Source organism: Bacillus sp. HMSC036E02 (assembly GCF_001836235.1).
Lineage (GTDB): Bacteria > Bacillota > Bacilli > Bacillales > Bacillaceae_G > Bacillus_A > Bacillus_A cereus.
The window spans coordinates 150,941-176,157 of sequence record NZ_KV827854.1 but is presented as its reverse complement, the minus strand read 5'-3'; the positions used below and the strand labels follow the sequence as shown (position 1 = coordinate 176,157).

The following is a 25,217-nucleotide window of genomic DNA, read 5'->3' as shown; positions in this document are numbered from 1 at the left end:
TTAAGCAATCTTCTAAATGTTTCACTTCCCATATTATGCTTCACAAGAATAATAAATTTTGTTCAATTTTTTTCCAAAACTATGTATTTTTTTTGAACTGTATATAATGTCCTCGACATCATTTTACAAAATCAACCGCTACTTTGTCATGTTTTTCTCAAAAAAGAAGAAAAGTTGACAAAAATAAAATAGGAAAGTGACATGCACTCTCCTATTTTATTTCTCTATGCATATGAATGTAAACCGGCAATAATTAAGTTTACTACAATAAAGTTAAACATAATGATTGCAAAACCAATTACTGCAAGCCAAGCTGATTTCTCTCCATGCCACCCTTTAGATAATCGTAAATGTAGTACTGCAGCATAAAAGAGCCACGTTATAAGTGCCCAAACCTCTTTCGGATCCCAGCCCCAAAAGCGCGTCCACGCTATTTGAGCCCAAATCATCGCAAAAATTAATGCACCTAATGTGAAAACTGGGAATCCAATTGCAATAGATCGATATCCGATTTCATCTAGTAAATCACTATTCGTATTCTTTACTAACGGCTGAAGTGCCGCCGATACTCGCTTCCGTAAAACGAGTCTTAATACAATATACAGTAATGTTCCAACTAACACTGACCAAATAACAGTATTTAATTTTTTTGCATTTACAATTACTGGAACTTCAACTGCCGGTTCTAATTTATTTTCTGTCAGTAACTTCCCTTCATGCGGTCCAACTAAAGCCGGAAGATTGTACTTCATTTCCAGTTGTTGTTCATTTTTATCAATCCATTGAAACTTCGCTTCATATTTCATACTAGAAAATACCGTTGTTACTCCAATAAATCCAACTGTACAAACAAGTGTAAATACTACCGTCTCTAGCCAAAATGTACGTTTACTTCTCGTCGATTGATCTACATTTTTCAATAAATACATAACGCCTGTAATAAAACTAATCGCTAAAATGGCTTGTCCTGCTGCTGCCGTCGTCACGTGAATATGTAACCAATTACTTTTTAAAGATGGAATAAGCGGAGATATTTCCCTCGGAAACATACTTGCATAGGCAATTAATAAAAGCGCAACTGGTAATGCAAATAGTCCGATTATGCTTACACGGTACATAAAATACATGACAATAAATGCTCCTACAAGCATCATGCCGAAAAATGTACCGAATTCAAAAAAGTTACTAACTGGCGCATGCCCTGATGCAATCCACCTTGTAACAAAATATACTGTTTGTGCTATAAACCCTAAAATTGTAATCGTTATTCCTACATTTGCCCATTTATGACCCTTTTCTTTAATGGCTCCCCCAAAAAATAGAGTCGCAATTAAATATAAAATAAATGCGGTAAAGAGAAAGTTACTACTTATTTGCACCATATCGTTTCCCCACCTTAACTAATTTTTTTATCAATTACTTTATCATTTGGCTGTGGAATTGCTGTACCTTCTATTACTCTTTCAATATCTTTCTTTAAACCGAACCAATTTTTATTTGTATGCCCTGCAATCCACCATTCATCATTAACACGTTGTATCCAAATACGGCGATGATTCCAATACATACCTTGAATGACACCAACCATAAATATAAATCCTCCAATGCCGAGAATCCAAAGCGTTAAATCTTTTCTTACAGTAAGTGCTGTTGCATTCTGCATTTCAACACCTGCAAACGACATTTTATATTTGTTGTTTCCATCTGGTTCTATATTTTGCTGAATACCAACAAAACTCACTTCACCATCTGGTGTTTCAGGTGTAAACATTTTAAATACAAATGCAGGATTGTTTGGTAATTTCGTTTTCGTATTTGGTTTTCCATTCTCATCAAAATAAAAATCAGGAAAATAGCTTAATAGTTCTAGAGAATAACCAGTTCCTAAATCATATTTTTCCTTAGGATTCGTTAAATCTACTTTAATCGGTCCCCACTTTTGATTATTTTCTTTATTTTGTAAGTTAAAGGACATACTTTTAAATTCACTTTCTTTATAATCCACTTGATACACTGCAAATTGATCAAATTTCAGTGGTTCATTCACTCGAATTTCCGCTTCTTTTACTTTTTCTAATTTCGGTTTTTGTCCTGCTATATTTTCTCCTACTGCTTTATATAATACGGCATTCGTTTGGAAGTTTTTCGCAATCATTTTATCGCCTACACGATCAATCGCTTCATCAAAAACTTCCTTGTCCTTACTTTTATCATAAACTTCTTTTATAAATTTCTCGTTTTTTAAGTAGTATTGTCCATCCGTCCCTGGTATCTCTTTCGTTTCACCGTCACGTAACCAAAGTGCTTCGTCTACGTACATACTCGGTAAAAAACGAAGCATCGCACCGAATAAAAAGATAATAAGACCGATATGATTTACATATGGACCCCAACGCGAGAAGCGTCCCTTTTCTGCTAAAACGTTTCCGTCTTCCACTTTCACGTTATAGTTTCTTTTCTTTAAATTCTTTTGCACTCTTTCCAGGTCACCTTCTTGCGGTGTACCAGTCCCATATAATCTCTGTCTCTTTAAAAAGCTAGGATGTCTTTTTACGCCTTGCTTTTTTAAAGCTTTATAAAGTGGAATAACACGGTCTAAACTACATATCACAAGTGAAATACCGATAGAAGCAATCAAAATCATATACCACCATGAACCGTATAAATTATTAAACCCTAATTGATAGTATAATTGTCCTAAAAATCCGTATTCTTGTTTATAATATTCAGCTGGTGCAATCCCTGGAGTTATGTACATTTCTTGCGGAAAAATAGTTCCTATCGCTGATGCAGCTAAAGTTATTACGATTAGCCATACACCCACTTTTACAGAAGAGAAAAAGCTCCAAATTTTATCGATTATCGTTTTTGTCTGCGTGAGAGATCTCCGTGCACTCCCCTCATAGCGCATATCCAATAGTTTTGTATTTTCATTGCTTTCAAATGGTTTCCCGCAAGCTTCACAAAAAACGGTTCCTATCGGATTAACATGTCCACATTCACATTTAATTTCTTTCAACACTCTCACCGCCCCTGTATCTATATGTACTATTGTATATTCTAACCTCAAGTTACCGCAATACTCAGAATTTTTAAACCAGAGGCACTATAGACACGCACCCCTTATGTAAAGGCTTTCTTTATTACGGAGTAATTTTCTTTAAATACCCTTCTAACTGTTCTTTCGTTTGTTCACCTATAATTTGCTCCACTACTTTTCCATCTTTATCAATCAAAAAGCTTGTCGGTAATGGACCTACTCCATATGTTCCTATAATCTTTTGTCCTTTATCAATGGCAACTGGGAATTTCAAACCATACTGGTTCACAAAGTTCTTTACTGCAATATCCGTTTCATCTGCATCTAACGCTATGATTTCAACACCTTTTTCTTTATACTTTGGATATAATTCATTCATATAAGGCATTTCTTTTTCACAAGGTTTACACCACGTGCCCCAAAAGTTTAAAAATACACCTTTTCCCTTTAAATCTTTTAGTTCAATTTTCTTCCCTTCTAAATCCGTCACAACAAAGTTAGGTGCTTCTTTTCCGATTTGCATTTTCTCTTTATTAGCAAAGAATCCTTGATAAAGGGTAAATCCTACAGCACCACATAAAATGAGTAGAATAATAACGCGAAATAATAAGCGATTTTTCTTCATATTACTTCTCCTCTCCTCGATAAATGTTATGTATTATCTTCTGTAAATGTTGTATTGAATAAATCACCAGCAGAGCACTCCACTGGTGAATTTTTAACTCTATAGCTTATCTTGGCTTTGTAGAAGCAAGCGCGCGTAATTGTTTCACCTCATGTGGTGTCAATTCTCTCGCATCACCAGGTCGCAGGCTTCCTACTTCTAAGAAAGCATAACGTTCACGTTTTAATTTCACTACTTTACAGTCTAACGCTTCAAACATACGACGTACTTGACGATTACGTCCTTCATGAATTGTTAATTGTACAATAGCCATCTCTTTACGCTTGTCCCAAGAAATAATTTTCACACGTGCTGGTGCTGTTTTACCGTCTTCTAACGTAACACCGCGTTCTAACATGCGAATTTTCTCACCTGTTAATGGCCCTTTTATTTTTGCAACATATGTTTTTTCAACTTTATATCTAGGATGCATTAATACGTTTGCGAAGTCCCCATCATTTGTCATTAATAATACGCCAGACGTATCATAATCTAAGCGTCCGATTGGGAATAAACGTTGTGTAATTTCCGGGAAAAAGTCCGTTACAACACTTCTTCCTTTATCGTCTGATACACTTGAAATTACGCCAGTTGGTTTATATAGTAAAAAATAAACAGGTTCTTCTTTTTCAAGAGGGATGTTATTTACTTCTACTTTATCTTGAGGAGTTACTTTTGTCCCTAACTCCTTCACTATTTTTCCATTAACTTTCACTTTTCCTTGCTGAATTAATTCCTCAGCCTTTCTTCTCGATGCAATACCTGCTTGCGCAATCACTTTTTGTAATCGTTCCATTTCTTTTTTTCACCTCGAATTTATCTTACCTTACATTAGAAAGACTTGGCAACCGCATACGCTTTACGGCTATTCGCTTCATCTTACTTAAACAACATAGCGATGATAATAAACATATAAAGGTCAAATCATGTTTTTACCTTTTATTATTGTCCATATTTTTCATATTTCTCACAATAAAAGTTCATCATTTTGTCAAAAATACCACATAAAAAAACCACTATTAAGCTACACCTTAATAGTGGTCGTATACGTATTATAAGCGAAATAGCGTAAAAAATGAATAGTATTACTGAAACAATAAAGAAACGAACACAATTGAGCATATAATCCCGATTAAATCTGCAAAAAGTCCTACTTTTAGTGCATCACCCATTTTTCTAATCCCGACCGCTCCAAAATATACAGTTAAAATATAGAAAGTCGTATCTGTGCTCCCCTGCATCGTAGAAGCCAATCTCCCAATAAACGAATCTGGCCCATATGTGGCAATTAAATCGGTCGTAATACTTAAACCAGCAGAGCCTGAAATAGGGCGTATAAGTGCTAGTGGAACAATTTCTGCTGGAACATGGATCAAATCTAACATTGGCTTCATTACCGATATCATTGCATCTAACGCACCTGAAGACCGGAATATAGAAATAGACACAAGCATTCCAACCATAAACGGTAAGATGGAAATTGCAATTTGAATCCCTTCTTTTCCTCCCTCAACGAACGATTCATACGTCGGTACTTTCTTTATTGTGCCATATAAAAGGATAAAACCAATTACACAAGGAATTACCCATAAGGAAATTGTATTTACAATACTCATTTTTTCCGCCCCTTTCTACTCCTTCTTCGGTAAAAATAGCGGTCAATCCAAATTGCTCCAATCATAGAAAGTACTTGTGCAATAAATGTTACCCCAACAATTTCAGTAGGATTCGCTGATTCATACGTCATTCGAATGGAAATGACTGTCGTAGGAATTAATGTAATGGCTGATGTATTTAATGCTAGAAACGTCACCATAGAACGGCTCGCCGAATCCTTTCCTCCATTTAACTCTTTCAGTTGTTCCATCGCTTTAATACCAAGAGGGGTTGCTGCATTACCTAGACCAAAAAAGTTTGCCATCATATTTGATAGAATAAATCCCATGGACGGATGATCCTTTGGTATTTCTGGAAACAACCTTTTTACTATCGGCATAAAAAGTGTAACTAATTTTTTTAACAATCCGGCTTCCTCTGCAATTTTCATTAAACCGAGCCAAAATACTAAAACACTAATAAGTCCTATACAAATCGTTACCGCATCTTTTGCTCCGTCAAATACAGCTTTATTCACTTCTTCCATCGTGCCATTTATCATGGCGTATACAATCCCAATGACAGCCATCGCTACCCATACGAGATTAACCATCGTTCCCAACACCTATCATGTAAGAAAAAATTTCTTTCACATTATTCCAGTAAAGTCCCGTTGTAGCTACTAACTTCCGTTTACTATAAAATAAATTCCGTTCTCCAACTTTTTCATTACCAACATAAATGTCTGTCTTCCCAACCTTTACTCCATCCGTAAGTTTTATACTTTTATGGAGTTCAACTTTTAATACTACGTTCTTTTTTTCTTCTTCAGTTAACGGTACCGAAAAACTATTTTTCGTATAAACATGGTTGGCATACTTCTTTTCATTTATTTCAGCAATTGCTCCTTGTCCTAAAACTTTCGTTTGTTTGAAACGTTCAAAACCTTTATCAAACAAATTCATATGATCATCCCAATCACTAGAGGCACTCAAAGTTACGACAATTAAATCTAGTCCATCTTTTGATGCCGTTGTCACAAGCGTTCGCCCAGCTTTCTTCGTAAAGCCTGTTTTTCCTCCTGTTGCAAATTCATAATAAGACGTTACCAGCTTATGTTTATTTTTCCACGGGTAATCCCAAGAATCTGATTTATATGTTTTGGTTCCAAAGATTTTCTTAAATGTCTCGTTTCCCATTGCATATTTCGTTAATAATGCCATATCGTAAGCCGACGAATAATGTGATCCATCTCCATCTAAGCCGTGAGGGTTTGAGAAGTGCGTATCTTTCATTCCAATTTCTTTCGCTTTTTGATTCATTAAATATACGAATCCATCTATACTCCCACCCACACTTTCAGCAATTACTTGCGCTGCGTCATTACCAGATCTAAGCATGAGTCCGTATACTAAATCTTCTAACTTCACTTTTTGTCCAGGCTTTAAATAGATTGCCGATCCTTCCACCCTCACCGCTTCATTACTAACTGATACCATTTCTTTCATCTTCCCTGATTCAGCAGCTAATAAAGCGGTCATAATTTTTGTTATACTAGCAATTTTTTGAGGCTCATGTTCTGCTTTTCCGTATAATACACGACCAGACTGTTGCTCCATTAATACAGCATTTCGAGCACTGACATTGCTGTTCATCTTTGCATATGTAGGAATCGGCATAACGCTTGCATACATCATAAGAAGCGTAATGATTACACAAATTCGTCTCATATTTCCCCCCACGTCCTTTTGGCACTTTTTGTACAAGTGTATGCTTGGCCTTTTAAAATATGAACGAAATCTTCCTTCTACTTCCATTAAAAAAGACGCAGAGAATTTGCGTCTAATATGGTGTCCATTCAATTTGTTTCGCAGTTTCAAACCTTTTTTCTACATCAGGCCAATTTACAACATTCCACCAGTTTTTAATATATTCATCTTTTCGATTTTGGTATTGTAAATAATACGCATGTTCCCAGACATCTAGTACAAGGAGCGGTATCGTATCCCATTGTGTAAATAATTGATGAAGTGTACTTTGCAAAATTTCTAACCTTCCAGACCGGGGTACCCAAACGAGAATTGCCCAGCCTGAACCTTCTACTTTAGAGGCCGCTTCTGTAAAATGTTTTTGGAAACGTAAAAAGCTCCCAAAATCTTGTTCAATTTGTTGTGAAAAAGCTCCTCTTGGACTTCCACCACCGTCTTTTTTCATGTTATTCCAAAATATCGTGTGTAAGTAATGACCTGACCCATGAAAAGCCGCTTCCCTTTCCCAATGCTTAATTAAATCAAATTTATTTGTTTTTCTCGCTTCTTCCATCATCTTCTCTGCTTTATTTAACCCTTCCACGTAACTCCGATGATGTTTATCATGATGTAACATCATAATTTCTTTAGAAATATACGGTTCTAATGCATTATACGGATAAGGTAATGGCGGGAGTGTATGTCCTCCAATTGGGACAGCTCGTTCACTATCCCCTCTTTCATATAATTCATATTCCTCTTCTTCTTGCATAAATACTTCCTGCAAGTGATGCTGAATATGTTCTACATCATCGCTTATTTCATACATAAACTCTGCATCTGTTTCATACTCATGCTCTTTCATACGCTCTAATAACGTCTGAATTTTATAGGCAAGCATATGGACATCATACACTTCCATTGCGCGGCTATCTAATACGTGAAGAACACTTTCACACCAATTTTCTACTTCATGAAAGTAATCTGTAAATACACCTTGCTGATTCATGTTGCACCTCCCTAATGCTATCCACTTAACTATATTCAATGAAAATCCCTTATATAACTGTACAAAAGGAAAAGAAGCTAAGTAACCTTAGCTTCTTTTCCTCAATCAATATTTGTGTAACATCTTTGTCTGATAATCCGTCTCATAATATTCTAGTTCTTCACGCATCAATTGAAATTTACCTTCTAAACTCTTCATCACTTGCTCCAAAGATGCAGGTGGTGTTTGTTGAAAAACGATAGAATTTTTCCCTGTATATGCAGACCGACTATTTTCATACCAATGATCACTCTTCGGTGAAAAAAACTCTGCAATTACTTGATGGTAAATCTTATATAAAATTTTTTCAGCTGCTGTTTTTCGAAATGGCTGGCTATTCAACAAAACAAAACATGCATCCTGTCCTTCTTCGCAAAAAACGAGAAGTCGTCTCATTGATGCTAATACCCCTTTATAATATTGCTCATTCCCTGCTGGTGTTTCCTCTAATAAAGAAGGTAACGTATGATAATTTACATAATTGGTTATCAAATTAATAGCATCTTCTAAAAATATAGAAACTTGTTCTGTTTGATTTTCAACCATCAAATTAGACATTTTTCTCTCTCCTTTGCCATTTCACGCTATTTCTACTCTTTTATTTTTATGTAATTCAGCCAATATTTCTTGTACTTTCGACACCGTTCCCTCATCAAAATATTGTTGAAATTCTTCCATATTATTTAAATACAAACGTTTTTGCGCACGAAGCTCCTTATCTTTCACTAAACAACATATCGCTACAATATCACGCAAATATATGTTTTGTTCTTCTACTTTATACACTGGATTTCCTTCAAAAGGAGTAATTTCTTGTAAAACTTCTTCAAAATATCGAACGTATAAAACCGAAAAAGTTTTCTCTTTACCATTTAATATATATGTCACTTCAGATCTGTTAAAAAAATCTTCTGATGTATTAGGTTTCGCTTTTTCTAACTCATATCCTACGTAACCTTTTATAATCATATACTCCCCTCCCCCTCTTTCATCTTATTCTAACTTAATTTTCTGATAAACAAAATATTCTTTTAAATATACCTATATAAAAAATAGCTCGCCTATACAGGAATTTACCTTTTTATTTTTCTGGAAGTTTGTCATAATAATATTATTGTCTCAGTTTTCTTATACAAGGAGAGTTGTATTTATGTCGTTTTCATGGAAACGTTTCTTACAAATCGGGAAAATTGTCTTCCCATTTGTTGTATTAACAATTGTATTCTTTCAAGCAAAAAAAGAATTAGCGGGCATTTCTTTTTTAGAAGCGATTGATACAATTAAAAACATTCCAACTGGAGGAGTCTTTTTAGCAATTACACTTGGTGCATTCGCTGTATCAACAATGTTCTTTTATGACTATGTTATGCTTCGTTACTTAAAAGCTGATATCCCTGTCCAAAAGATTTTCCGTATCTCGTGGATTGCTAATACTTTAAATGGATTTATCGGGTTTGGTGGTCTTGTTGGAGCCGGCGTACGCACAATGCTTTATCGTCCATATATAAAAGAAAATGGAAAACTTATTAAAAGTATCGCTTGGATGACAACTGCCTTTATTAATGGATTAGCCATTCTTTCATTTCTTGGTCTCATCGGAATATTAGACACGAGATTTATTTTGCATGAAAAACCATGGCTATGGCCTGTTCTTATCTTCTTCGCTCTTTTCGTCCCTATATATATCGGATTTTCTAAATTAAAAAATAGAAAAGCGACGCAAACAGAGGAACAAGAAGAAGAGGAGAAAAACCCAACTGTTTTATACTCATTAGTTTCATTAGTCGAATGGGTATCTGCTGGTATTGTTATGTACGTCATATTACTATTATTTGGCATTGAAATCGAATTCCAAAAGTTTTTAGGCGTATATGTTATTGCTGCTTTAGCTGGTGTCGTTAGTCTTGTTCCTGGTGGCCTTGGATCATTTGATCTTGTCTTCTTAACTGGGCTTGGGCAATACGGCATCGATACAGGTGTTTTACTCCCTGCTATGTTATTATATCGTCTCGTCTATTACATCTTGCCCTTCTGCCTTGGTCTCATTTTTGCAGCTTTTGAAATGACAGGAGTAGCCATTAAAAAGTTTGAAGATAAACCTTTTATTGCGCCTGCATTAGAGACAACTGGTGTTATATGGACTTTGCAGCGTGACTTTCTAGGAAAGTTAGGTTCTTGGGCATCTGCTGCTTTAACAGTATTTGCTGGCTTAATGGTTATTTTATCAACCATTCTACCGACAAGTATAAATCGGGCACACGCCTTACATATTCTAGCTCCAAAACATCTTATTCAATTTTCTTTTAGCTTATCGCTAACATTCGGTATTCTCCTCCTCATTCTTTCGCGGGGGATATATTACGGAACAAAACGTTCTTATTATATGACGATTGTTTCTTTAATTGGAGCGGCTATTTTTAACACACTAAAAGGAATTGATGTTGAAGAAACTTTTATTTTATTAATCGTACTCGCTGTATTGTATATGCTTCGTAAAAGGTTTGTACGTGAGAAAATGGAAGTCTCACTTTCCGATATCGTAAAAGTTTTTATATTCCTACTTGTAACGTTATATTTATATAAAAACTTAGGTATTTTATTTGCAGGTGCAAAAGAAGCTTTCAAACCTGATTTTGTCGTTCGTAATATTACACAAGTGAAACGAAGTGCATTAGCAGCTGCCTTTTTTGTTCCTACTTTTTTACTAATTGGTTCACTCATTGCAAATCGTTATCGAAATGAATTTCCCGGGCAACCAGCTAATGATAAACGATTACAAAACTTCTTAGATGAACATGGTGGAAATGTACTTAGTCATTTAGGTTTTTTAGGAGATAAACAGTTCTTTTTCAGTAGTGATGGAAAAGCACTCATTCTCTTCTCAATAACTGGAAAACGACTTATTGTACTAGGTGATCCAATTGGGGACCCTTCCTCCTATCGTACTGTATTGCAAGAGTTTTTAGCTGAGGCTGATCGATTTGGATACATTTGTGTATTCTATCAAATTGAAAGTAAATGGATGAGTTTATACCACGATTTTGGTTATAACTTCTTTAAGCTTGGTGAAGAAGCTGTTGTTGATTTAAATACCTTTACAATAACAGGAAAGAAACGCGCTGGCATGCGAGCTACTTTCAACCGTTTTGAAAGAGAAGGCTATACATTCTCTATTCATGAGCCACCTTTCTCCGACGAATTATATGAAGAGTTAAGAAAAGTTTCAGATGCATGGCTTGGTGGAAAAAAAGAGAAAGGTTTTTCACTCGGATACTTCGATCGTGAATATATTAGTCGCGCTCCTATCGCAACATTATCTGATGCGGATGGAAAAATTATTGCATTCACAACATTCATGCCTGTATATCAAAACGGATCATTATCTGTCGATTTAATGCGATATTATCCAGATGCGCCTAGCGGCATTATGGACGCAATTTTCATCCACTTATTCCAGTGGGCAAAAGAAAATGAATACCACTCCTTTAATATCGGTATGGCACCACTTTCAAATGTTGGTTTATCCACACAGTCTTTCTGGTCTGAACGAGTGGCTGCTGCAATCTTTAATAACGTTCGTTATACGTATAGTTTCAGCGGATTACGACATTTTAAAGAAAAATATAAACCAGCATGGAGCGGTAAATATTTAGCATTTAGGAAGAATCATTCTTTACCAATTACAATGCTCTCTGTAACAAAATTAATAGGAAAAAGAAAAAACAGCTAAAATCTTAGCTGTTTTTTCTTTTTTGAACTTGTACAATAAATTCTTTTTCATACTTCTTACCATTTATATAGAAATTCCCCCACATTTTATACGTGCCTTCGGCAGGAAATGTAATTCGGTATTGTAATTGTTCATCCGTATCTACAGGCATAGCGTATAAAAAATTCTCCTTCGTTTCATCCACGATATAGAGTGACTCTACTTCTCCTCTCTCTGAATGCAATTTCAATTTTTCACCCTTTTTCGCTTGAAACTGAAATGTTAACGTAACTGGTTCATTCGGATGTAATGCGCCAAATAAAAGAGAAACTTCATACTCTCCTATTTTTTTTGTAAGTACACTGTCGATTGGAAATTTCACTTTTTTCTTATTGTTCTCCTCTTTCGTTCTACCAAAATTCTTCCTAGCGAATGACTCTACGGACTTATTTTTGTCTTCGTATAAAAATATTGTATATTCTTCGTCTTTCGCTATTTTGGAAGATAACTTATATGACCCGTTCCCTGCAAATGTGGGTTTAATTTGTTGTATGTTTTTTAACTGTCCATCTACAATCACTGCCCGCATTTGATCATTTACACCACGAATTTCATTATTCTTGTTGTTTAACAACTGAAATACAATATCTACTTTCTCATTTCCCTTTCCATTTGAAACACCCCACTTTACTTCCTGAACATCTCCTACAGTCTCTTCGTTTTCTTGATATTTTTTTATGTAAAATCCTCCTGCCACAATAAGTACTAACGCAATAAGCCCGATGACAAGATTTTTCAAAACATCACCTACCATTTTTATTGTCTCTATTCATACAAAACTTCTTAAGATATATATTCTAGATTATGATTTATGAAATCCTCCTATTTTGCACATATTACAAATAATAAAAAGATTTTAATTGAAAGGATTCGTAGTGTATAATGCAAATGATATTGATTTCTATCAATACATTATAAGGAGGACTTTTTTATGAGTGTACATATCGAAGCAAAACAAGGTGAAATCGCTGAATCTATTCTATTACCTGGTGATCCATTACGTGCAAAATATATCGCTGAAACATTTCTAGAGGACGTTACTTGCTATAATAATGTGCGTGGTATGTTAGGTTTCACTGGAACTTATAAAGGAAAACGTGTATCTGTTCAAGGTACAGGTATGGGTGTTCCTTCTATTTCTATTTATGTAAACGAATTAATCCAAAGCTACGGAGTTAAAAATTTAATTCGCGTTGGAACTTGCGGTGCAATTCAAAAAGATGTAAAAGTTCGTGATGTTATTATCGCAATGACGGCTTGTACTGATTCTAATATGAACCGTTTAACATTCCCAGGATTTGATTTTGCACCAGCTGCAAACTTTGACCTTTTAAAGAAAGCTTATGATGCTGGAACTGAAAAAGGATTACACGTTCGTGTCGGTAACGTTTTAACAGCAGATGTGTTTTATCGTGAAAGCATGGACATGGTTAAAAAACTTGGAGATTACGGTGTATTAGCAGTAGAAATGGAAACAACTGCTCTTTACACATTAGCAGCGAAATACGGTGTAAATGCATTATCTATATTAACAGTTAGCGATCACATCTTCACTGGCGAAGAAACAACATCTGAAGAGCGTCAAACTACATTTAACGAAATGATTGAAATCGCTTTAGATGCAGCAATTCAACAATAATACACTAAAGAACTTGTCATACGTCTGGCGAGTTCTTTTTATGTGACTTTTTATAAATAACTACTTTATAAAGAGACAGATTTCTCCCCTCTACTTTCTTGTAACGTTTGTTATAATAAAGTGAAACTTTAATCAGTGGAGGTTTTTTCCATCCCCCACTGATTATTAGTTGAACCAATCGGATTTTACGGGCAATTGATTTCCCACTTAACTCCCTTGTATTCGCCGAATTTTGAAGTGGGAGTCTTATTGCCCGTTAAAGCGGGATAAAGAAATCATTTACAGTATTTCTCATAAGAGGTGACGTAGTGAAAAACAGAAGTATCGTCTTTAAACTATTTTTATTAACATCCACTTTATTTACAATCATATTCCTACTTTTTTTCCTAGGACAATCTCTATTTTTAGAGAAATTTTATATTAATAAGAAAGTAAAAACAGTCCAAACTGCTTTTGAAAAATTCGTAGATAATTATGATAAAAGTGATAAAAGTTATGAGCAGGTTAGAAAACTAAAACAAGAATTTCATGATAAAACAAATGCCGATATGCAGTTTTTGGACTCTAACGGTATTATTAAAAGTGATAACAATTACTATATCGATGTATTTAATCCCAACAATAATAAACAGTATTCCATTCCACTCAATAATCTTTTAACACCAGAAGAATATAATAAATTCGAAAATTTAGGTTTAAAAAAAGATGTAATAATCAATGTTGATGGAGTCGTGCAAGAGAATAATATAATCACACCACAAAAATTAGGAACGAATTATAATCAATGGCAAAACGAACATTTCTATTCGGATTTTCAGTCAATTAATGGTAACCCTTCTAAGAACAGACTTGCAAGCCGATACAAATCTACAACTCGAATCGTCTTTACAGGTGTTATAACTAAGTTACAGCTCCCATCCAAAGCTGAGGTTCGTCTTGCAAATGATATTGAAACATTACAAGCCGTTCAATATTTTGCAGATATGATTAGAGAGGGAACTTCTAACTCGAACCAATTAAGTACTTTCATATTAGATGGCGGAGAAAATATAAAAAATAGTATCTTTGTAAAACCGATTATAGAAAATGGAAGGATTACAGAATACGCTTTTGCGATAGCATCTTTGCAGCCTGTTAATGAAGCGATGCTCGTTTTAAAAGATTATTATGTCTATGCCTTAATCATCGTGTTTCTCGTAATTATTTTGTTATCCTTCTACTACTCAAAAATCATTGTTAAGCCATTAATTAAAATAAATCGTGTTACAAAAAAAATGGCTAATTTTGATTTCAGCGAGAAATTACCTGTTACAGCTGACGATGAAATTGGCGGGCTTTCTGGCAGTATCAATACATTATCTGTAAATTTAAAAGATCGAATCGATCGATTAAATGTTGCTAATACAAAGTTACAACAAGATATTGAACGTGAACGTCAATTAGAAAAAACAAGAAAAGAATTCATTTCTGGCGTATCACACGAATTAAAAACACCGCTAAGTGTAATTAGAAGTTTTGCAGAAGGAATTAAAGATGGTGTTAGTAAGGATACTTCGTATTATACTGATGTTATTTTAGAAGAAACAGAAAATATGAACAGGCTGATTGTTGAAATGTTAGAATTAGCAAAGTTGGAATCTGGTACTTACAAACTAGATATGACGACGTTCTCAATCGGTGAATTAACGCAACAAGTCTACACAAAATTATTATTTAGCATGGAAGAAAAACATTTACAAGTGAACATCGATGCAGACCCTTCTATACTTGTTACAGCAAATCGCAGTCGCATTGAGCAAGTAGTTGTGAACTTACTAAGTAATGCAATCCGTTATACGCCAGAGGGAGAAAAAATACAAGTCTCCATTATAGAAGCAGAAGATACCGTAAAAGTCGAAATCGAGAATACAGGAAACCCTATTCCTGAAGAAAGTCTTGAAAAAATTTGGGATCGCTTCTATCGTCTAGATGCATCACGTAGCCGTCACACTGGAGGTACCGGTCTCGGATTATCTATTGTAAAAAACATTTTAGACCTACATCATGCCGAGTATGGTGTGTATAATACGACTAACAGTGTTGTATTCTATTTCAATTTACAAAAAGTAAAAGAAGTCAAATAATTTGTCTTAATTTCACTAGGAGTTCACATGAAATTCACACTCTCCCTTTATAGTAAGAAACAAGTTAATCCTTTCCTTTACACATATAAAAGAGGAGAGTGCGTGAAATGAAACAAGCAGGACAACCTATTCAAAATGAAAAACAATTAGAAACTATCAAAAATATACTTTTACAATCTTCGAAACGTGATGGCTTATTATTCGTATTAGCTGTAAATTCTGGCTTAAAAGTAAGTGAAATCTTACAATTAAAAGTTAGTGATGTAATCGATGAAAATGAAAATGTTCGCCATTCCATTTTATTTTACAATGAAAAAGTGAAGAAACATAAATGGTTTGCTGTAAATGAAGACTTACAGCACGCAATCGAAGACTACATGAAAGAACGTAAAACTTGGAAACGTAATGAACCATTGTTAAAATCTCAAAAAGGAACAAAATCTATTACGAGACAACATGCATGGTACATTTTAAACAAAGCTGCAAAAGAAGTTGGATTAGAAGGGATTAGCTCACATACACTTCGAAAAACTTGGGGTTATTGTGCATACAAATCAGGTGTTGATATTGCGTTTTTACAACACTTCTTTGATCACAGTACTCCATCAAAAACTTTAAAGTATATCGGTATTGCTTAATAACTCTTATACATAAAAAAGGTTACCATTTTAAAATTTGGTAACCTTTTTTATATTTCATATTCTCTTTTCTTGTCTCTCCTATACTGTAGTGGTACTCTAGTAATAAGGGGGAGAAATTATGAACACACTTACAATTGAATTACCAAAAGAAACGGCTGAAAAACTTGATTTATTAAAACAAGCTTATGAAAAGAAAACAGGTGCTTCTATCTCTGAGAGCACTCTCGTTCAAACACTTATCTCAAAAGAATTTATCCAAGCGATAACTCCTTTTGATTTACAACAATTCGTCAATGGAAAAGAACAGCATTAATCGCTGTTCTTTTTTTATCTCTATTTAAAATACACAAAGTTTTATATATATTTTTAGAAAAACCATTGACAATGATAATGATAACCATTATCATTTATTATGAAGCCAACAATTGATGAATCAACCAAACGCTCAGTAACATTGTTACCCCTCTTTTTCATATAGAAAGGCACTGTACATTCCCCCTGTTTGTACAGTGCCTTTCTTGTTTATTATCATTCAAAAAAATTTAATTGCTCCGGCTTCGGCTCACCATATGTAATGTTCATCATTTTCATAAGCTGTTTCGCATTATCTGCTGCATCCCCACCTGAATTGTTGTTAAACAGTACGTATATATCCTTTGTTTTCTTTTTTAATTGCTCTAGTCGTTCAACCCATTCTTCGAGTTCTTTATTGTTGTAGCGATATAAACAGCGAACCGCTCTCCAATTTTCCCCTTTATCAAGCCAACCATGAACATTTCGACCGTGAAAACGTATTAATGCCATGTCTGAATTTGTAACCTCTAACACGAGTGGCACAGAACCTATCCCAGCCTGTGGTTCATCACAAATTGTATGAATCCATTTCTCCTGTTCTAGAAACTGTAACGTCTTATCTCTCATTTCTGGATAAAACCATGTTTGATTTCGAAATTCTATTGCACATGGTAAACCTTCCATTTTTTCTTTCGTATATCGAAGAAAATCTACATTTTTCTTTTTGCAATCAAACCATGGTGGATATTGAAATAAAATTGTTTTTAATTTATCAGCTTCTATTAAAGGAAGAATAGACTGTTTATACACATCAAACATCTCATCGAACGTAGAAAAAGGAATTTCACCTTTCATATGTCCTGTCATTCCTTGATACGCTTTTACGATAAAAGAAAAATCTTTCGGCGTTTCCATTGCCCATTTTATATAATTTCGTGCAGGTTGCATCGCGTAAAATGAACTATCCACTTCCACAATAGGAAAATACTCGCTGTATGTTCGTAATTTATTTCTATTTTCATAGGGATTTATGTATAAAGAATCATGATCTCCCCATCCTGTCACTCCAATAAACAGCACATATACCCCTCCCTTTTTAACTTCATCTTCTATTCACTTTGCATCATGTAGCCTTTTCTTTAAGGGTATCCTTATAAAAATATGATATACTATATGGAAGAATTTTTAAAATGAGGGGTTATTTATTTATGCTTCCAAACGATGCTACTGTATCTCATGAAAAACGAATTGAAGAACTAGAAAATAAAGTACGTTTTTATGAAGAACTTGTGAATCAATTACCACATCATTTCACATACAAAAATCCACATATTGGTTTACGAATAAAGAAAACTAGAACGACTCATTCCATTCAAGAAATACCAAAAGAGAATAAAGAGGCTCATTTTCAACTTACTTGTGATTCATTATTTTTATTTGAACAACTTGAAAAACACTTTGTACATATTTTTGATGCCTTTTCACATCATGTAACCTTTATCGATAGTAAAGGGAATATTACTTTATGTAATCAAGTTGCTGCAGATGATTTCGGTGTAATACGAAATGATATTATCGGAAAACCGATTCAACAATTACTAAACTTGCCGGAAGAAAAAATTAAAGCAATTGAAACATTAAAAACGGGAACAGAAATATATAATGAAGAAGTTTTAGACAAAAACTATGGCATTATAAATAACCGAATTATTCGCGATTATAACGGGGAGATTTTTAGAGTTATCAGTGTCTTTCATTATTTAAATACAGAACGTGATGCTGAGAAGTTTTCGTTAGCAGGGCGAATCGCAGCTGGAATTGCACACGAAGTACGAAATCCTCTTACAACAGTACGAGGATACTTACAATTTTTACAAGAAAGCATTTCTCCATCAAATAAAGAGTTATTTAAAAACTTGCTTATCCCTGAATTAGATCGTGCAAATAATATTATTACAAAATTTTTAGCCATTTCAAAAACACGGGAATTTACAAGAGAACCGTTTCCCATCAATACATTTTTACGTGACTATATTCAACAGTTACTAGCTAGTGAAGTCTCCTTGCATAATATTTCAATTGATTATAACTTCTCTAATGAATTAGATGATATTTTAGTCAATATTGATCGACATGAACTTGTTCAAGTGTTTTTAAATCTATTTCAAAATGCCGTCGATGCTCAAGGCGACAAACCTCTTTCTATTCAAATTACTAGTTATCGCCTTAATAACTTCGTTCGGATTACTTTCACAGATAATGGAATTGGTATTCATCCAGCTATTCAAGAATATATCTTTGATCCATTCTTCTCAACGAAGGATTCGGGAACAGGACTAGGCTTGTCAGTAACAAAAAAAATCATCCAAAATCATAACGGCACATTAAAAATGACTAGTAATGAAGATGGTACAACTTTCACTATTTCAATTCCAATCTTACCTAAAACAACCCTTGAAAAATTAAACCAATGTAAATAAAGGACTAATCCACGAACTACATGCCAATTGTTAAACACTCCCAACAATTAGCATGTAGTTTTTTATGTTGTACTTTTCTTCTTTACATTATATAAACCTTTCTCTATATCTTACTTATTTCTTTCTAGGTGGGCCAATTTCTTATTTTTTTAGAAATGGTAGTTTGTCCATCACGAATTTAGTATAAATTTCATTTTAATATATAGTAATGACTAATGATTCTATGAAAGAAAAGAATGAAAAGATGAACAATAAAAATAAAGGAAAAGTATTTTATGGTAATGATTGTTGCAAATTAAGAGCATGTAGCCATATTAACATCCCTAAGTCAGAACTTACAGAAAGACTTCTTCAAGCTCTTGGTCAAGCTATTCTAGTTCAATATAGATCTGGTTGCCTAGGCGGAGGAACTACGGGGACTACTGGTGCTCAAGGGCCTCAAGGCGCTCAAGGACCTCAAGGCGCTCAAGGACCTGCGGGCGATACAACTGCGACACTATCTGTCTTCCGAATTTACTAACCACAATTTCCGAAAATATTTTGGGAGGACTAAGCACATTTATAAGTAATAGATGTGATTTTGATTGTCTATTAAATCTCTCTTTTAATAAAAAGGAGCACTTGTTTGGGAGGATAAGTGCTCCTTCTTTACGTTTCTTTACCTCAAATTTACTCTATCTTAATCCTCATTTTGTATGATAAATAATGAAGTCAAAGATATGAAAGAGGGATGAAAAATGAGAGTTATGTCACCGATACGCATTTGGATTGCTCTTATGATATGCATTATTTTATGTGTAGGATTTTTTTTAACTCTAAAATATTCCACTATTTCAAAAGCAGATAGAAAAACTGTTCCATACAAAATTTTGTATACGAAACAAAGCAACATCCCTTATTCCAATGCAACAAAAAATGAAAAGAAAGTTATAACGGGAATGCTTATTACGAAAGCTTCTAGTTCCGAAGCATTACTTCAAATTGCTGAAACGATTAAAGATCAGTATACAAATAAAAAAATCGATGAAATTACACTTTCTATCCACAATAAAAATAATGGTAATTACGAAGAAGAATTACCTTACGAACCTATTAGTAAAGGAAAAATAATTGTCACATACGATTCTCAATCCTTTGGCAATACGAACATTATACTTAACGAGTAGTAACTAGTACGGAGAAGGGATAATTTCAATCGTTTAAAATTTCATTTTGTTTTTCATACAAAAAAGAGGCGAATTTCATTATTCGCCTCTTTCTTTTACCAAAATGAAGGAATCCATTCTTTCACTTTATCAATCCACTCTTGTTGCTCTTTTTTTCTTTGTTGTTCCTCTTCTTTCCTTCTCTTCTCTTCTTCTTTTCTTCGTTTTTCCTCTTCTATTGTAGTCAATTGTTTTTTATAATCAGCCTCAGATATGAGCGATAACTGAAATGCTTTTTGAGCTGGATTTGCGTTCGCTTTTTTCATAATATCCCGGAACATTGTCGTCGTAATTTGACTACCACCCGGAACATAATGATCGCTATCTGTTTTATCATATCCTACCCAAATCGCACCTACCAAATCTGGTGTGTATCCAACAAACCATGAATCCTTTGCGCCGGTGCTTGGGCCATTTACAATTTGAGTAGTTCCTGTCTTACCAGCCGTATCAACATTATTAACTTTCGCCTTTTCGCCCGTTCCCTTTTCGACAACGCCTTTTAATAAATATGTCATCTTTTGAGAAATTTTCTCGCTTGTCACTCGTGTCTCTTTCTTATACCACTTTCCAATCGTTTCACCTTCCGCATTTTGTATCTCTCTAATCGCATGAGCTTCCACTTGAACACCATCATTTGCAAATGTACTATACGCTTGAGCCATTACAAATGGGGATGTTCCTACATGCATACCGCCTAAAGCGATTGGATACGTACGATCTTCTGGCGCTAATGGAATACCAAATCGCTCTAAAGATTTCAACCCTTTATCTAATCCAATCTGTTCCAATAGCCAAACAGCCGAAACATTGTACGACTTTGCCACAGCTTCATACATTGTCACATCACCGTGAAAAGTATGATCGCTATTTTGTGGTTTATATTCTTTAATATTAAATGGTTCATCTTTCAATATATCGTATACTTCATACCCTTGCTCTAACGCGGGTACATATACAGCTAAAGGCTTTAACGTTGAGCCAGGTTGTCTTTTTAATTGGGTTGCATGATTAAACTGTAAAAACTGGTACGGTCCTCTCCCTCCAACTAAAGCTGGTACACCACCTGTTTTTGGATTCATAAGAACTACACCCGTTTGCATCAGTTGGTCTGAGCCATTATCTTTGAAATAACTATCATTATTCACAACGTCTTCTACAGCCTGTTGTTTTTTCGGGTCAAGCTCTGTATAAATACGATAACCACCCGCTAAAATTTCATTTTGTGTCAATTCGTACTTGTCCATTGCTTCTCTAACAATATAGTCTACATATTGAGAATATTTTCCCTTGTATTTATCATCCACACCACGTTTTAATACAAGACCGCTCTCTTTTTCTTTATTATACTGTTCGTCAGAAATATACCCTTGCTCTTTCATTAAGCTTAATACGACATTACGTCTTTCAATTGACTTGTTAAAGTTTTTATAAGGTGAATATGCAGATGGTGCTTTAATCAAGCCTGCAATCGTTGCAGCTTCTGAAATTGATAAATCTTTTACATCTTTATCAAAATAAGATTTTGCTGCCCTTTTTATACCCCAAGCACCTTCCCCAAAATAAATTTGATTCATATACATTTCAACAATTTCATCTTTTGTATAAGTACGTTCTATTTTTTTTGTTAAAAAGTATTCCTTTATTTTACGAGAAAATGTACGATCTTGTGTCAGAAATACATTCTTCGCAAGCTGCTGTGTAATTGTACTTCCCCCAGCTACAACTTCTCCTGCTGTAATATTTTTAAAAACCGCACTTATAATTCCACTATAATAAATACCATGATGGTTAAAAAATTCCTTATCTTCTACTGCAACAATTGCCTGAACCATAATATCAGGAATATCTTTTCTTTTAACGCCTTCTGTTTTCGAAGAAGCTAATTTAGTTGCGACCTCATTATTTGCATCATAAATTAAAGTCGGTTGTGGAACAGCTTGTTTTAGTTCAGATATGTCTTGAATGGAAATTATTATATTTACAGCAATAAATAGAGTAACGAATACACTTCCCAATACAATTAATGAATTACGAAGTTTCTTCCTCTTATTGAACCACTCAAGCATTTTTTTAAAATGAGTGTTCTTCAATTTCATTCGTTCACTTCCTTCATTTATTTACACTCTTCTTTTTAAAAGGAAGAATATACCGCCTTTTAAATTTATTATAATAACGTAGTCATTCCTATAGTGTAAAGCTTTTCTTTTACATTCATACTTTTTGCAAGAAAAGGACATTCTACAAGTAAGATATTCACTATTGGATATTAATATTATTAATAGAACAACGAGAGTTATGTTAAGTTTTTGTAAACTTTTCGATAAAATGTTTTAAAAAACGACAGTTTTTTGTTAGAATTGATTAGCCAATATATTTTACATATATTACTTTTGTGGGGGTAACAATAATGGTCTTTAAATCAAAAAAAGATAAATTTTCTGAAATGTTAATGAATGTTTCCGAAAATTTAAAAGAAGGCGCGCAGTTTTTCGTGGAGTATAAAATTAAAAATGCTAGCGATTTAAAAGAGTTTTCTATGCGCATGAAAGAGTATGAGTCAAAAGGTGACTCATTTATTCACGAAATCATTATGGAGTTAAACAAAGCGTTTATCACTCCGATTGAGCGTGAGGACATCCTACAACTTGCAATGAGTATGGATGATGTATTAGACGGATTAGATCACAGTGCTGGTCTGTTCGAAATGTATTCTATTACAGAAGCTGATGAATACATGATTAAATTCGTAGAAGCAATTAATCAATGTGCGATTGAGATTGCAAACTCTGTTGAATTAATGTCTAACAAAAAATTAGTCGACATTCGTACAAATGCGATTAAGATTAAGGATTATGAATCACAGTGTGATGATATTCGCCGTCATGCGATTAAGCACTTATTCTCTCGTGAAAAAGATCCGATTAAGATTATTCAATTTAAAGAGATTTACGAAGAGCTTGAAGAAGTAGCTGATAGCTGTCAAAGCGTTGCAAACGTATTAGAAACAATTATTATGAAGAACGCGTAAGGAGTTTGATCATGGATACACTCTTGATACTGACCGTTTTAGTAGTCATTTGCGCTTTAGCTTTTGACTTTATCAATGGATTTCACGATACAGCAAACGCTATTGCAACGGCTGTTTCAACGAAAGCTCTAAAGCCTAGACATGCCATTATTATGGCGGCTATTATGAACTTTTTAGGCGCAATGACATTTACAGGTGTAGCAAAAACGATTACAAAAGATATCGTTGATCCATTCGCCTTACAAAATGGTTCTCTTGTAATTTTAGCTGCTTTGCTTGCGGCAATAGCTTGGAACTTAATTACTTGGTACTACGGTATTCCAAGTAGTTCTTCGCATGCAATTATCGGCGCAATCGCAGGTGCTGCAATTGCGGCCGCTGGGATTAGCTCGCTAAATCTTAAAGGATTCATTAAAATTATTGAAGCTTTAATCATTTCACCGATTATCGCTTTTGTTATTGGTTATATCGTATACAGTATTTTTAAAGTAGTATTTAAAAACTTTAACTTAACGAAAACGAATAAGAACTTCCGTATATTCCAGATTTTCACTGCAGCATTACAAGCCTACACACACGGTACGAATGATGCACAAAAAGCAATGGGGATCATTACGATGGCACTTATGGCTAATAACTATCATACTTCTAGCGATATCCCGTTCTGGGTACAATTATCTTGTGCTGTCGCAATGGGGCTTGGTACTTCTGTCGGTGGATGGAAAATTATTAAAACTGTCGGTGGACAAATTATGAAAATTCGTCCTGTAAATGGTGTAGCTGCCGATTTATCATCATCACTTGTTATTTTCGGTGCAACATTCATTCACTTACCGGTTAGTACGACGCACGTTATCTCTTCTTCTATTTTAGGGGTTGGTGCTTCTCACCGTGTGAAAGGGGTAAAATGGGGAACTGCAAAACGTATGTTAATTACATGGGTTATTACACTTCCTATTTCAGCTTCTTTAGCTGCTCTGTTTTACTACCTATTACATTTTGTTTTCTAATCAAAAGTCGTCTTCCTTATTTTTCTAGGAAGACGACTTTTTTGTGAACAAGCCTATTTCTCATTAAAAAGCGTGTATAATAATTGGTGGATAAGTTATTTAGAGGAGTTGGCAATTTTGGAATACATCATGTTACTTTTCATCGGACTAATCGCCGGAACAGTCGGCAGCCTAGTTGGGCTTGGAGGCGGAATTATTATTGTTCCGTTATTAATTGGATTACACAGTTTATCACCACAACTTGCAGTAGGGACTTCCATGGTAACAGTCGTTTTCACAGGACTATCTTCCACCCTTACTTACATGAAGCATAAGCGAGTAGATTATAAAAGTGGACTTATTTTATTTATCGGAAGCGGCCCTGGTGGTATTATCGGATCATGGGCAAATAAATTTTTAAACCAAGACACATTTTCTTTATACTTTGGGATTTTCCTTATATTCGTCTCAATTCTACTTATGCTTCGAGACAAATTAAAACCTCTTTCCCTCTCAAATACGTCTGTAATTAAGCGTTCTTTTACAGATAATGATGGAAATACTGTACACTACCAATTCCCACCGTTTCTTGCTATCTTTATCGCCTTTATAGTTGGGTTTATATCTGGATTATTTGGAATTGGTGGCGGTGCCTTACTTGTTCCAGCAATGATGCTTCTTTTTGCATTCCCAGCACATATTGCAGTAGCAACTTCAATGTTCATCGTATTTCTATCAGCAATTGTAAGTTCTGCAACTCACATCTCACTTGGAAATGTCAGCTGGATTTATGCATTAATCCTGATTCCGGGTGCATGGATTGGCGGAAAAATCGGGGCTTACATTAATACAAAACTAAGTGGTAACGCCGTAATTAATTTATTACGTATTACGTTGATTATTCTTGGAACTAGATTAATCATTATTTCCCTTTTATAACGTATTCTTTT

The 25,217-nt window shown here is 34.4% G+C and carries 24 protein-coding genes; 11 read left to right on the top strand and 13 right to left on the bottom strand.

Translation table 11 applies throughout. The features are described 5' to 3' along the window. Positions 1 to 224 precede the first annotated feature (224 nt). The 10 genes from resC to HMPREF2590_RS16740 form a co-directional block, all read right to left on the bottom strand. On the bottom strand, positions 225 to 1,382 hold the full coding sequence (gene resC / locus HMPREF2590_RS16785; protein ID WP_000250082.1) for a cytochrome c biogenesis protein ResC: 1,158 nt from the start codon (positions 1,380 to 1,382) through the stop codon (positions 225 to 227). 14 nt (positions 1,383 to 1,396) lie between these two features. Further along, positions 1,397 to 3,022 carry a cytochrome c biogenesis protein ResB gene (gene resB, locus HMPREF2590_RS16780; protein WP_000910547.1) on the bottom strand — a complete coding sequence of 542 codons (1,626 nt, stop codon included), beginning with the start codon at positions 3,020 to 3,022 and terminating at the stop codon, positions 1,397 to 1,399. Between the two features lie 121 nt (positions 3,023 to 3,143). Continuing rightward, entirely contained in the window at positions 3,144 to 3,665 is a 522-nt protein-coding gene (gene resA / locus HMPREF2590_RS16775) for a thiol-disulfide oxidoreductase ResA (RefSeq protein ID WP_000742194.1), read from the bottom strand. Positions 3,666 to 3,771: 106 nt separating this feature from the next. Continuing rightward, positions 3,772 to 4,500, bottom strand: coding sequence for a 23S rRNA pseudouridine(2605) synthase RluB (gene rluB / locus HMPREF2590_RS16770; RefSeq protein ID WP_000440556.1), 729 nt, complete (start codon positions 4,498 to 4,500; stop codon positions 3,772 to 3,774). A 289-nt stretch (positions 4,501 to 4,789) separates the two neighbouring features. Beyond that, positions 4,790 to 5,320: a spore maturation protein SpmB gene (gene spmB / locus HMPREF2590_RS16765; protein WP_000029514.1), complete on the bottom strand. Its 531-nt coding sequence runs from the start codon at positions 5,318 to 5,320 to the stop codon at positions 4,790 to 4,792. Beyond that, positions 5,317 to 5,913: a spore maturation protein SpmA gene (gene spmA / locus HMPREF2590_RS16760; RefSeq protein ID WP_000247811.1), complete on the bottom strand. Its 597-nt coding sequence runs from the start codon at positions 5,911 to 5,913 to the stop codon at positions 5,317 to 5,319. The genes spmB and spmA overlap by 4 nt, the downstream gene beginning before the upstream one ends. Beyond that, on the bottom strand, positions 5,906 to 7,030 hold the full coding sequence (locus HMPREF2590_RS16755) for a D-alanyl-D-alanine carboxypeptidase family protein (RefSeq protein WP_001252636.1): 1,125 nt from the start codon (positions 7,028 to 7,030) through the stop codon (positions 5,906 to 5,908). The genes spmA and HMPREF2590_RS16755 overlap by 8 nt, the downstream gene beginning before the upstream one ends. A 112-nt stretch (positions 7,031 to 7,142) precedes the next feature. Beyond that, positions 7,143 to 8,057, bottom strand: coding sequence for a superoxide dismutase (locus tag HMPREF2590_RS16750; RefSeq protein ID WP_001075739.1), 915 nt, complete (start codon positions 8,055 to 8,057; stop codon positions 7,143 to 7,145). 105 nt (positions 8,058 to 8,162) lie between these two features. Further along, entirely contained in the window at positions 8,163 to 8,654 is a 492-nt protein-coding gene (locus HMPREF2590_RS16745) for a YpuI family protein (protein ID WP_000067556.1), read from the bottom strand. Between the two features lie 21 nt (positions 8,655 to 8,675). Beyond that, positions 8,676 to 9,065: a hypothetical protein gene (locus tag HMPREF2590_RS16740; protein ID WP_000584363.1), complete on the bottom strand. Its 390-nt coding sequence runs from the start codon at positions 9,063 to 9,065 to the stop codon at positions 8,676 to 8,678. A 181-nt stretch (positions 9,066 to 9,246) separates the two neighbouring features. On the opposite strand from HMPREF2590_RS16740, the gene mprF reads away from it, so the two are divergent. Continuing rightward, entirely contained in the window at positions 9,247 to 11,826 is a 2,580-nt protein-coding gene (gene mprF, locus HMPREF2590_RS16735; protein WP_000010892.1) for a bifunctional lysylphosphatidylglycerol flippase/synthetase MprF, read from the top strand. A gap of 4 nt (positions 11,827 to 11,830) precedes the next feature. Here mprF and HMPREF2590_RS16730 read toward each other — a convergent pair whose 3' ends face one another. Continuing rightward, positions 11,831 to 12,619 (bottom strand): hypothetical protein, encoded by a 789-nt coding sequence (locus HMPREF2590_RS16730; protein ID WP_000232614.1) that lies wholly within the window; start codon positions 12,617 to 12,619, stop codon positions 11,831 to 11,833. A 177-nt stretch (positions 12,620 to 12,796) separates the two neighbouring features. On the opposite strand from HMPREF2590_RS16730, the gene deoD reads away from it, so the two are divergent. The 4 genes from deoD to HMPREF2590_RS16710 all read left to right on the top strand — a co-directional run bounded on the left by deoD (position 12,797) and on the right by HMPREF2590_RS16710 (position 16,581). Beyond that, positions 12,797 to 13,504: a purine-nucleoside phosphorylase gene (gene deoD / locus HMPREF2590_RS16725; protein WP_000110705.1), complete on the top strand. Its 708-nt coding sequence runs from the start codon at positions 12,797 to 12,799 to the stop codon at positions 13,502 to 13,504. A 308-nt stretch (positions 13,505 to 13,812) separates the two neighbouring features. Next, positions 13,813 to 15,627: a sensor histidine kinase gene (locus HMPREF2590_RS16720; protein WP_000797517.1), complete on the top strand. Its 1,815-nt coding sequence runs from the start codon at positions 13,813 to 13,815 to the stop codon at positions 15,625 to 15,627. Positions 15,628 to 15,734: 107 nt separating this feature from the next. Continuing rightward, positions 15,735 to 16,265, top strand: coding sequence for a tyrosine-type recombinase/integrase (locus HMPREF2590_RS16715; protein WP_000806236.1), 531 nt, complete (start codon positions 15,735 to 15,737; stop codon positions 16,263 to 16,265). Between the two features lie 121 nt (positions 16,266 to 16,386). Next, entirely contained in the window at positions 16,387 to 16,581 is a 195-nt protein-coding gene (locus HMPREF2590_RS16710; protein WP_001094860.1) for a DUF3924 domain-containing protein, read from the top strand. Between the two features lie 215 nt (positions 16,582 to 16,796). Here the strand turns inward: HMPREF2590_RS16710 and HMPREF2590_RS16705 are convergent, their stop codons facing one another. After that, positions 16,797 to 17,642 carry a DUF72 domain-containing protein gene (locus HMPREF2590_RS16705; protein ID WP_000897352.1) on the bottom strand — a complete coding sequence of 282 codons (846 nt, stop codon included), beginning with the start codon at positions 17,640 to 17,642 and terminating at the stop codon, positions 16,797 to 16,799. Between the two features lie 128 nt (positions 17,643 to 17,770). On the opposite strand from HMPREF2590_RS16705, the gene HMPREF2590_RS16700 reads away from it, so the two are divergent. The 3 genes from HMPREF2590_RS16700 (at position 17,771) to HMPREF2590_RS16690 (ending at position 20,208) form a co-directional block, all read left to right on the top strand. Continuing rightward, the gene (locus tag HMPREF2590_RS16700) at positions 17,771 to 19,042 is read left to right on the top strand and encodes an ATP-binding protein (RefSeq protein ID WP_000937241.1); all 1,272 of its coding nucleotides are present in this window, start codon (positions 17,771 to 17,773) and stop codon (positions 19,040 to 19,042) included. Between the two features lie 223 nt (positions 19,043 to 19,265). Next, entirely contained in the window at positions 19,266 to 19,562 is a 297-nt protein-coding gene (locus tag HMPREF2590_RS16695; RefSeq protein WP_002098656.1) for a hypothetical protein, read from the top strand. A gap of 217 nt (positions 19,563 to 19,779) precedes the next feature. Then, positions 19,780 to 20,208 (top strand): hypothetical protein, encoded by a 429-nt coding sequence (locus HMPREF2590_RS16690; RefSeq protein ID WP_001265584.1) that lies wholly within the window; start codon positions 19,780 to 19,782, stop codon positions 20,206 to 20,208. A gap of 95 nt (positions 20,209 to 20,303) precedes the next feature. Here HMPREF2590_RS16690 and HMPREF2590_RS16685 read toward each other — a convergent pair whose 3' ends face one another. Continuing rightward, complete coding sequence (locus HMPREF2590_RS16685) at positions 20,304 to 22,346, bottom strand: transglycosylase domain-containing protein (protein WP_000769240.1); 2,043 nt, start codon at positions 22,344 to 22,346, stop codon at positions 20,304 to 20,306. Between the two features lie 311 nt (positions 22,347 to 22,657). Here HMPREF2590_RS16685 and HMPREF2590_RS16680 point away from each other — a divergent pair, with 311 nt between their 5' ends. The 3 genes from HMPREF2590_RS16680 (at position 22,658) to HMPREF2590_RS16670 (ending at position 25,206) form a co-directional block, all read left to right on the top strand. Further along, complete coding sequence (locus tag HMPREF2590_RS16680) at positions 22,658 to 23,278, top strand: DUF47 domain-containing protein (protein WP_000231447.1); 621 nt, start codon at positions 22,658 to 22,660, stop codon at positions 23,276 to 23,278. A gap of 11 nt (positions 23,279 to 23,289) precedes the next feature. Next, positions 23,290 to 24,288, top strand: coding sequence for an inorganic phosphate transporter (locus tag HMPREF2590_RS16675; RefSeq protein ID WP_000380270.1), 999 nt, complete (start codon positions 23,290 to 23,292; stop codon positions 24,286 to 24,288). A 117-nt stretch (positions 24,289 to 24,405) separates the two neighbouring features. Further along, complete coding sequence (locus HMPREF2590_RS16670; RefSeq protein ID WP_000455762.1) at positions 24,406 to 25,206, top strand: sulfite exporter TauE/SafE family protein; 801 nt, start codon at positions 24,406 to 24,408, stop codon at positions 25,204 to 25,206. The last annotated feature ends 11 nt before the right edge of the window (positions 25,207 to 25,217 follow it).